Source organism: Streptomyces jumonjinensis (genome assembly GCF_009600885.1).
In the GTDB taxonomy this organism is placed as follows: Bacteria; Actinomycetota; Actinomycetes; order Streptomycetales; family Streptomycetaceae; genus Streptomyces; species Streptomyces jumonjinensis.
Genome location: NZ_VCLA01000074.1, coordinates 39,885 through 48,588, shown reverse-complemented (window position 1 = coordinate 48,588; position 8,704 = coordinate 39,885). Strand labels below are relative to the sequence as shown.

General features: G+C 72.2%; 8 protein-coding genes. 2 read left to right on the top strand and 6 right to left on the bottom strand.

Annotated features, from left to right (window positions below):
- Positions 1-154 precede the first annotated feature (154 nt).
- Both lysA and FF041_RS09365 read left to right on the top strand, forming a co-directional pair.
- The gene (gene lysA / locus FF041_RS09370) at positions 155-1,486 is read left to right on the top strand and encodes a diaminopimelate decarboxylase (RefSeq protein ID WP_153521934.1); all 1,332 of its coding nucleotides are present in this window, start codon (positions 155-157) and stop codon (positions 1,484-1,486) included.
- A 22-nt stretch (positions 1,487-1,508) separates the two neighbouring features.
- Positions 1,509-2,432 carry a LysR family transcriptional regulator gene (locus FF041_RS09365; RefSeq protein ID WP_153521932.1) on the top strand — a complete coding sequence of 308 codons (924 nt, stop codon included), beginning with the start codon at positions 1,509-1,511 and terminating at the stop codon, positions 2,430-2,432.
- A gap of 34 nt (positions 2,433-2,466) precedes the next feature.
- On the opposite strand, the gene FF041_RS09360 is transcribed toward FF041_RS09365, so the two are convergent.
- The 6 genes from FF041_RS09360 to FF041_RS09335 all read right to left on the bottom strand — a co-directional run bounded on the left by FF041_RS09360 (position 2,467) and on the right by FF041_RS09335 (position 8,575).
- Complete coding sequence (locus tag FF041_RS09360) at positions 2,467-3,315, bottom strand: serine hydrolase (RefSeq protein WP_153521930.1); 849 nt, start codon at positions 3,313-3,315, stop codon at positions 2,467-2,469.
- Positions 3,312-4,919, bottom strand: a complete 1,608-nt coding sequence (locus FF041_RS09355) for an N-acyl-D-amino-acid deacylase family protein (protein ID WP_153521928.1) — start codon at positions 4,917-4,919, stop codon at positions 3,312-3,314. The genes FF041_RS09360 and FF041_RS09355 overlap by 4 nt, the downstream gene beginning before the upstream one ends.
- Positions 4,919-5,728, bottom strand: a complete 810-nt coding sequence (locus FF041_RS09350; RefSeq protein ID WP_407698126.1) for an amino acid ABC transporter ATP-binding protein — start codon at positions 5,726-5,728, stop codon at positions 4,919-4,921. Before FF041_RS09350 ends, FF041_RS09355 begins: the two co-directional genes overlap by 1 nt.
- The gene (locus FF041_RS09345; protein WP_323391500.1) at positions 5,725-6,717 is read right to left on the bottom strand and encodes an amino acid ABC transporter permease; all 993 of its coding nucleotides are present in this window, start codon (positions 6,715-6,717) and stop codon (positions 5,725-5,727) included. Before FF041_RS09345 ends, FF041_RS09350 begins: the two co-directional genes overlap by 4 nt.
- Before the next feature lie 7 nt (positions 6,718-6,724).
- A complete protein-coding gene (locus FF041_RS09340; protein ID WP_153521926.1) occupies positions 6,725-7,609 on the bottom strand; it encodes an ABC transporter substrate-binding protein in 885 nt (294 codons plus the stop codon).
- A gap of 261 nt (positions 7,610-7,870) precedes the next feature.
- Positions 7,871-8,575 (bottom strand): ALF repeat-containing protein, encoded by a 705-nt coding sequence (locus tag FF041_RS09335; protein ID WP_153521924.1) that lies wholly within the window; start codon positions 8,573-8,575, stop codon positions 7,871-7,873.
- Positions 8,576-8,704 lie beyond the last annotated feature (129 nt).

The following is an 8,704-nucleotide window of genomic DNA, read 5'->3' as shown; positions in this document are numbered from 1 at the left end:
CCGGGGAGACGGCCCCCGGCGGCCGGGGCGAGAGAGTCGGCGCCGCTCAAGGGAAGCGTCGGCGGATTCGATGCTCAGCCATCGAAGAATGCGCTTTCGTCCGCGCGCTCCCAGGTCGGAGGATGGCTGATGAGCCGGCCTTCGGGGAGGAACCATGTCATCGGCCATCACACCGGATCTGCTGCCCCTCACCGCCGAGACCGGCCCCGCCGGGCTCGCCGTGGGCAGGGTTCCGCTCACCGAACTCGCGCGGCGCTTCGGGACGCCGCTGTTCGTGTACGACGAGGAGCATCTGCGGCAGCGCTGCCGGGAGGCGGTCGCCGCCTTCGGCCGGGACAGCGTCGCCTACGCCTCCAAGGCGTTCCTCTGCACGGCCATGGCCCGGCTCGTCCATGAGGAGGGGCTGCTGCTCGACGTCGCGTCCGGCGGTGAGCTGCGGGTCGCGCTGCACGGCGGGGCGCCCGCCGACCGCATCGTGCTGCACGGCAACAACAAGAGCGACCGGGAGCTGCGTACGGCCGTCTCCGCCGGGGTCCGGCACATCGTCGTCGACAGCTTCGACGAGATGGACCGGATCGAGCGGCTGCACTGGGAGTCGGGCCTGCCGCCGGTCCGGGTCCGGCTGAGGGTCGCTCCGGGCGTCGCGGCCGGGGCCCATGAGGCGATCCGCACCGGCGGCAGCGACTCGAAGTTCGGCTTCGGTCTGGCGGGCGGGGTGGCGTCGGCCGCGGTGCGCCGGACGGTCTCCTCCCCGGCGATGATCCTGGACGGCGTCCACGCCCATGTGGGCTCCCAGGTCCTTCGGACGGCGGAACTGGCGGCGGGCGCGGCGGCCGTCGCGCGGTTCGCGTGCGAGGCGGGGGTGCGCGGACTGACGGTCGGCGGCGGACTCGGCGTCGCGTACGAGGCGGGACAGACCGTGCCGTCGTTCGCCGACTGGGCGGCCGGGGTGCGGGCCGCCGTGCGCGGCGCGGGCTGGAGCGGCGGGCTGACCGTCGAGCCCGGCCGTTCGATCGCGGCCCGCGCGGGTCTGACGCTGTACCGGGTCGGCACGATCAAACGGATCGAGGGCGTGCGGACCTATGTCGGCGTCGACGGCGGGATGAGCGACAACCCGCGCCCCGCCCTGTACGACGGCCGGTACGAGGCGTTTCTGCCGCGCTGCCCCGAGGCGGAGCGCCCGCTGCGGGCGCGGCTGGTCGGCAAGCACTGCGAGAGCGGCGATGTGCTCATCGACGACGCCGCGCTCCCGGCCGATCTGCGGGTGTCGGATCTGCTGGCGACACCGGTCACGGGCGCTTACGGCTATGCGATGGCGTCCAACTACAACAAACTGCCGCGCCCCGCGGTCGTCTTCGTGCGCGACGGCCGGGCCAGGGTGGTGGTGCGCCGGGAGACCGAGGAGGATCTGCTCCGGCTGGACGCGGACCTCCCGCCCGACGCGGACGCGTTCCCTGCCGCCGGGACCGTGGCGGCGGAGCGTTGACGACACGGCCTACTCTGTCCCGATGCTGAACAGTGCTCGTCTGCTCGTCCTGCTGGAGATAGCCCGCGGGGGCAGCATCGTGGCGGCGGCCCAGGCGCTGCATCTGAGTCCGTCCGCGGTCTCGCACCAGCTCGCCCGGCTGGAGCAGGAGATGGGGGTGGCGCTCGTGGAGCGGGCCCCGCAGAGCCTGCGGCTGACCCCGGCCGGGCGGCGGCTGGCCGAGCACGCCCAGGCCATCGCGGATCTGATGGCCGTGGCGCGGGACGATCTGCGCGGGCACTCCGCCGGGGAGGCCGGGGTGCTGCGGCTCGGCTTCTTCGCCTCGTCCGGGCTGGAGCTGCTGCCCCGGGCGCTCTCCGCGTTCGCCGCGAGCCGGCCCCACGCCGAACTCGAACTGATCCTGGGACAGCCGCATGAGCTGCTCCCCGACCTGGAGGCGGGCCGGCTGGACGCGGCGGTCGTCTTCGAGCATCCGCTGGACCCGTGGCGCCGCCGGCCGGCCGTGGACGTGGAGTTGTTCTTCGACGAGCCGCAGCTGATCGTGGTGCCGCTGCGGCACCGCCTCGGGCGCAGCTCCGTGGTCCGGCTCGCGGCGCTGGAGGGCGAGAGCTGGATCGGCACCCGTGGCGGCGACACCGGGGAGCCGGTGCTGGAGCGCGCGTGCGCGACCGAGGGCTTTCTGCCCCGGGTGCGCTGCCGCAGCGACCACTACCAGGTCACGATCGCGCTGGCCCGGGCGGGCATGGGCATCGCGCTGGTCCCGGCCCTGGGGCTCGGGGACACCGCCGGGGTGCACGTCTGCCGGCTGGACCATCCCCGGCTGCACCGCAGAATCGGGGTCGCCACCCGTGCCACCAACCGCAACCCGCTGCTGCGGGCGTTTCTCACGGAGCTGCGGTCGGCGGCCGGGGAGGTCCGTTCGCTGCTGGAGGCCCAGTGGTCCTGACGGCCGGGCCCGCCCGGCGGGCCCGGCCGCCGGCTCATCCGGCGGGACGGCGCAGGGCGCACTCCGCCAGGGTCCTGCCGACGTCCCGGACGGCGTGCACCGCCGCCCGCTCGGTGCTGGAGCCCAGCGCCGTGTCCCAGTGCGCCACCACCGCGTACGCCAGCCGCCGCGCCCCGACGACGACGCCCGCGTCGGCGCGTACCCCCGGATCGGTGCCGGTCTTGTTGGCGACCAGCAGCTCTCCCGGCGGCGGGGGCGCCGGGAAGCCGGGCGCGTAGGGGTCGTGCGCGACCAGGGCGGGGACCAGCCCGTGGTCGGTGTTGGCGCGCATCCAGCCGAGGAGCAGCGCCGAGGCCCCCGGTGAGGCCATGGTGCCGCGTACGGTGTGGGCGACCAGCCGCGCCAGGTCCCGGGCGGTCCCGGTGGCGAAGACGGGCGGCACATCCGGGCCCCGGGCATCGCGCACCCGGTCGTGCAGGGCGAGCCCGCCGACGCCGAGGCGTTCGGCGAGCCGGGCGGTGGACTCCCGTCCCACCAGCCGCAGCAGCGCGTTGGTGGCGGTGTTGTCGCTGACCGACGCGGTCAGCCAGCAGAGATCCGTCACCGTCCAGACGCGCCCGCTGAGCCGGAACAGCAGTCCCGTCCCGCCTGCCCGGTCCTCGTCGAGGACGGCGACGGGCTGTTCGGGGCCGAGCTCTCCGGCGTCCAGCCGGCGGGCGACCTCGGCGAGCAGCAGCAGCTTCGACGCGGAGGCGACCGGCAGGGGTCTGCCGTCGTCGACGCCCACGGTCTCGCCGCTGTCCACGTCGACGGCGGCGACGGCCAGCGTCAGCGGCAGTGCGGAGGAGCGGCGGGCCGCGGCGACCACCCGGGACAGACTCATCGCACCCTCACCACCGTTCCCGCGCGGGTCCCCGTCGCGCGGCCGTCGCGTACGGCCGTGCGTCCGGCGACCACCACGGCGGTGATGCCCTCGGGCGTCAGCAGCGGGCGGTCGAAGGTCGCGGTGTCGCGTACGGCCGAGGGGTCGAACACCACCAGATCGGCATGGGCCCCGTCGCGGATCACCCCGCGCCCGGTGAGCCCGAACCGTCCGGCGGGCAGGCCGGTCATCTTGTGCACGGCGGTCTCCAGCGGCAGCAGCTTCTCCTCGCGCCCATAGTGCCCGAGCACCCGGGGGAAGGTTCCCGCCCAGCGGGGGTGCGGGCGGCCGGGTTTGGGGACGCCGTCCGAGCCGATCATCGACAGCGGGCTGGCCAGCACCCGGCGGACGTCGTCCTCGCGCATGGAGTGGCTGATGATGGTCACCTCGCCCCGTTCGGCGAGCAGCAGTTCGCAGACGTACTCCACCGGGTCGACGCCCCGCTCGGCGGCCAGTTCGGCGATCCGGCGGCCCTCGGTGTGCGGATGGGCGGGGGCGGCGGCCACGGCGATGAGGTCCCAGCCTCCGTTGCCGACGGTGTTCTCCCAGCCCTTGACGCCCTGGGCGATGTCGTGGCGGATCCGGTCCCGTACCGCGGGGTCGGGCAGCCGTTCCAGCAGGGCGCGGACGCCGCCGTCGCTCGCCCACGGCGGGAGCATCGCGTGCAGGACCGTGCTGCCCGCGGTGTACGGGTAGACGTCGCAGAGCACGTCCACTCCCTCGGCGCGGGCCCGCTCCAGCCGGGGCAGGGTGCGCAGGGTCGCGCCCCAGGCGTGGCGGCCCGCAGTCTTGTGGTGGGAGATCTGGAGAGCCGCCCCGGAGCGGACCGCGATGTCGAGGGCTTCCTCCAGGGCGGTTTCCACCTGGGACATCTCATCACGCAGATGGGTCACATACGGTTTTCCATGACGGGCCGCGATCTCGGCCAGGGCGACGATCTCCTCGGTGTCCGCGTATCCGCCGGGCGGGTAGATCAGCCCGGTGGAGAGTCCGGCCGCTCCCTGGGAGAGCGCCCGGTCGAGCAGTGCGCGCATGGTCCGCAGCTCTTCGGGCCGGGGCGGGCGGTCCTCGTAGCCCATCACTCCGGCGCGGAGGGTGCCATGGCCGACGAGCGAGGCGATATGGGTGGGGCGCAGGGCCGGGTCCTGGGCGGCGGCGAAGGCGTCGAAGTCCTCCGCGGGCCGGACCGGTCCCAGTCCGAAGGTCACCCGGAGCTGGTCGGCGAGTTCCGGCAGCCGGGCGGGGAGCGCGGGGAACAGGCTGGTGCCGCAGTTGCCGCAGATCTCGGTGGTGACGCCCTGGAGCAGCGGCGCCAGCCGGAGCGTCTCGCCGTCATCCGGGCCCGCCCGCAGCGCCAGTGCGTCGGAATGGGTGTGCACATCGATGAAACCGGGGGCGACCGTCTGTCCGCGCGCGTCCACGGTCTCGGCCGCTTCGGGCCGTTCGCCCGGCGGGAGCACGGTGATACGTCCGGCGGTGACGGCGAGGTCCGCCGTACGGCCGGGTGCGCCGGTTCCGTCGACGACCGTGCCGCCGCTCAGCAGCAGATCCACTCGGCGGCCCATCACAGCACCGTCGACAGAAAGGCCCGCGTGCGGTCGTGCCGCGGGTCGGTGAACAGCTCGTCCGGGCGGCCGGTCTCGACGACGGCGCCCTGGTCGATGAAGAGGACGCGGTCGGCGACCTCGCGGGCGAAGCCCATCTCATGGGTGACCACGATCATGGTCATGCCGCTGCGGGCCAGATCGCGCATGACGCCCAGGACCTCGCCGACGAGTTCGGGGTCGAGCGCCGAGGTGGGCTCGTCGAAGAGCATCAGGGTGGGCTCCATGGCGAGGGCGCGGGCGATCGCCACCCGCTGCTGCTGTCCGCCGGAGAGCTGGGCGGGGTAGTGGTCGGCCCGGTCCGCGAGCCCGACCCGGTCGAGCAGTTCGCGTGCCTGCCGCTCCGCCTCGGCCCGGGTGCGGCCCTTGACCGCGACGGGTCCCTCCATCACATTGCGGACGGCGGTGCGGTGGGGGAAGAGGTGGAAGCGCTGGAACACCATGCCGATCCGTTCGCGCTGACGGCGGATGTCGCGGGGGCGGAGCTCGCGCAGCGTGCGGCCGGAGGGGCCGTGCTGTTCGTAGCCGATCAGCTCGCCGTCGACCCGGATCCGTCCGGCGTCGATGTGCTCCAGATGGTTGAAGCAGCGCAGCAGGGTGGACTTCCCGGAGCCGGAGGGGCCGATGACGCACAACACCTCCCCCGCGCGCACCTCCAGATCGATGCCTTTGAGCACTTCGGTGTCGGCGAACCGCTTACGGACGCCGCGGGCGCTCAGGACGATGTTCTCGGCGGGGGGTGTTGCGGTGCGTGTTCCGGTGTCGCTCACGATGCGCCTTCCTTGGCCGGGGTACGGTCCGCTCCCTGGGCGCGGCCGGTGCGGCCGGGTACGAGATCGCCGAGCACTCTGCGGCGCAGCGGGGCCGCTCCGGGGGTGTAGTGGCGCTCGATGAAGTGCTGGGCGACGCTGGCGAGCGTGGTGAGCACGAGATACCAGATGGACGCCACCATCAGCAGGGCGATGACCTCGAAGTTGGCGAGGTAGAGGTGCTGGGAGACGGTCATCAGATCGGCTCCGGCGATGACGGAGACCAGGGAGGTGGTCTTGAGCATGGAGATGAACTGGTTGCCGAACGGCGGGATGATCACCCGCATCGCCTGCGGGAGGATGATCCGGGTGAGGATCCGCCGGTTCGACATGCCGATGGAGGCGCCCGCCTCGCGCTGCCCGGGGTCGACGCTCTGGATTCCGGCCCGCACGATCTCCGCCATATAGGCGCCCTCGTTGATGGAGAGTCCGAGGAGCGCGGCCACGAATCCGGTGATGACGAGATTGGTCTGCCACTCGACGAACTTGGGCCCGTCGAAGGGCACGCCGATGCCGATCACGGGGAAGAGCAGGGCGAGGTTGAACCAGAAGATGAGCTGGACCAGCAGGGGTGTGCCGCGGAAGAACCAGGTGTAGGCGCCGGCGGTGAGGCGGAGCACCGGGCTTCCGGAGAGCTGCATCACGGCGATGAGAACGCCGATGGCGACGCCGGCGGCCATGGAGATCAGGGTGAGCTGGACGGTCACCCACAGCCCTTCGAGGATCACGCCGTCGAAGAGATGGTCGACGACGACGTCCCAGTGCAGATGGGGGTTGACGATGACGGTGTAGGCGAGCCATGCCGTGAACAGAGCGGCGGCGAGGACGGCGAGCCAGTGTCCCGGGCGGGGGCGCCGGGTCACCCTCAGGGCGAGGTCGTCGTCCTGGTCCGGTGCGCCCGCCTGAGCGTGACCGGCGGCGGTGCCGTGCGGGTTCATGTCCGTGTTCACCGGCGGCTCACCGCCCGTCGTTGACGGTGGCCCGGGAGACGGCGCTGCCGCCGACTCCCCAGGTGTCGAGGATCTTGCGGTAGCCGCCGTCGTCGATGAGGTCCTGGAGCGCCTTGCGTACGGCGTCCCGCAGTCCGCTCTGGTCCTTGGCGACGGCGATGCCCCAGGGCGCGGCTCCGTACTGCCGGGGCAGGGTCTGGTACGCCTTGTTCTTCTTGGCGAACAGCTGGGCGACGGGGTAGTCGACGATGGTCGCGACGGCGCGTCCGCTGTCGAGCTGGAGCAGACCGGTGGGGGCGTCCTCGCTCTGGGAGATCCGCATCTTCTTCCCGCATTCGGCGTTCTGTCTCTGGCCGATGTCGAGGTTGGAGCTGCCCTTGGCGAGGACGACGGACTTGCCGCAGAGGTCCTCGATGGACGTGATGCCCTCGGGGTTGCCCTTCTTCGTCATGATCACGCCGCCGGTGCGGAAGTAGTCGACGAAGTCGACCGCCTGCCGCCGCTGGGGGCTGTCGGTCATGGAGGACATGACGAGATCGAAGCGGCCGGACGTCAATCCGGGGATCAGACCGTCGAAGGCGGCGTTGGTGAGTTCGAGTCTCAGCCCGAGCCGTTTGGCGATGGCCTGGGCGAGATCGGGGTCGACACCGGTCAGCTCGGTGGTGCCGGGTTTGTACATCTCCATCGGCGGATAGCCGACCGCGGTGGCGACGCGGAGCACACCGCTCTTCTTGTACCGGGCGGGAAGCAGTTCGGCGGCGGTGCTGCCCTCGGCGGCGGACACGCCGCCGGAGGAGGGGCCGCCGCCCTGGTCGGAGCGACCGCAGGCGGTGGCCGCGAGGAGGGCCACGGCCAGGGCCGCGAGCCAGCGCAGACCTCTGAGGTTTGTCATCGTCTCTCCCACATCCGGTGACGGTGTGGCGATGCTGGCAGCCGGCCGGCGGTGAATGGAAGATGATGAAGCTATTCATGCCTGAGCGTCGAATTCGGTATCGCTCGGCGGAGGATCGGCGGAGGTACCGGCGGCGGGCCCGGCGGAACGCTCGGCAGACGGCTCGGCAGACGGCTCGGCAGACGGCTCGGCAGAAGAACGGCCCCTGCTCCCCCTCAGTGGGGAACAGGGGCCGTCGACGCCTGGCAGAGCCAGGGGAGGCTAGCGCCCCCCGGCGGCCTTGGTCTTCGCCTTGGCCTTGGCCTTGGCCTTCGCCTTGTTCGCCTTGTTCGCCTCGTCGGCGATCCCCTTCAGCTTGGCGGCCTTGGCCTGGGTGTTGTCCTGGGCGCGGGCCTCGTGCTGGCCGACCTCGATGAAGTGGCGGACCGCTTCCGGGGTCTCCTTCTTCAGGGCCTCCAGAGCGGCCTTCTTCACCCCCGGACCACCGGTGCCCAGAATCTGCGTGGTGAGCACCCGGTCATCCGTATAACGAGCCTTGTACTGACCCACCTCGATGAACTCCCGGACCGCTTCCGGAGTCTCCTTCTTCAGAGCCTCCAGAGCGGCCTTCTTCACCCCCGGACCACCGGCGCTCAGAATCTGCGTGGTGAGCACCCGGTCATCCGTATAACGAGCCTTGTACTGACCCACCTCCAGGAAGTGCCGCATGTCCTCGGCGGTTCCGTCGAGCGCCTTCTGCGCCGCTTCGCGGACGCCCCGGCCGGTGTCGCTGTCGGCCAGGATCCGGAGAATCTCGACCCGGTCCTCCTCCACCGAGGAGGCCGTGTCGGGGGCCGTGTCGGGGGCCGAGACCCCGGACGGCCGCTCGGCGTCGGCGGCGACCGCCGGAGCGGAGAGCGAGGTGAGCAGCGCGGCCGGAGCGATGGCCGCCGCCGCGACGACCGCCGGCAGACGGGTGAGTTTCATGTTCCGGGCCTCCGTGTACACCACAAGCAATAATTGATCACATCCTAAATCAATCCGGCCCGCCCTCCGTTCGAATATCCGGGCCACGGGCGGCAGAGCCCGCCCTGCCGGTGACCCGGATGCCCATCC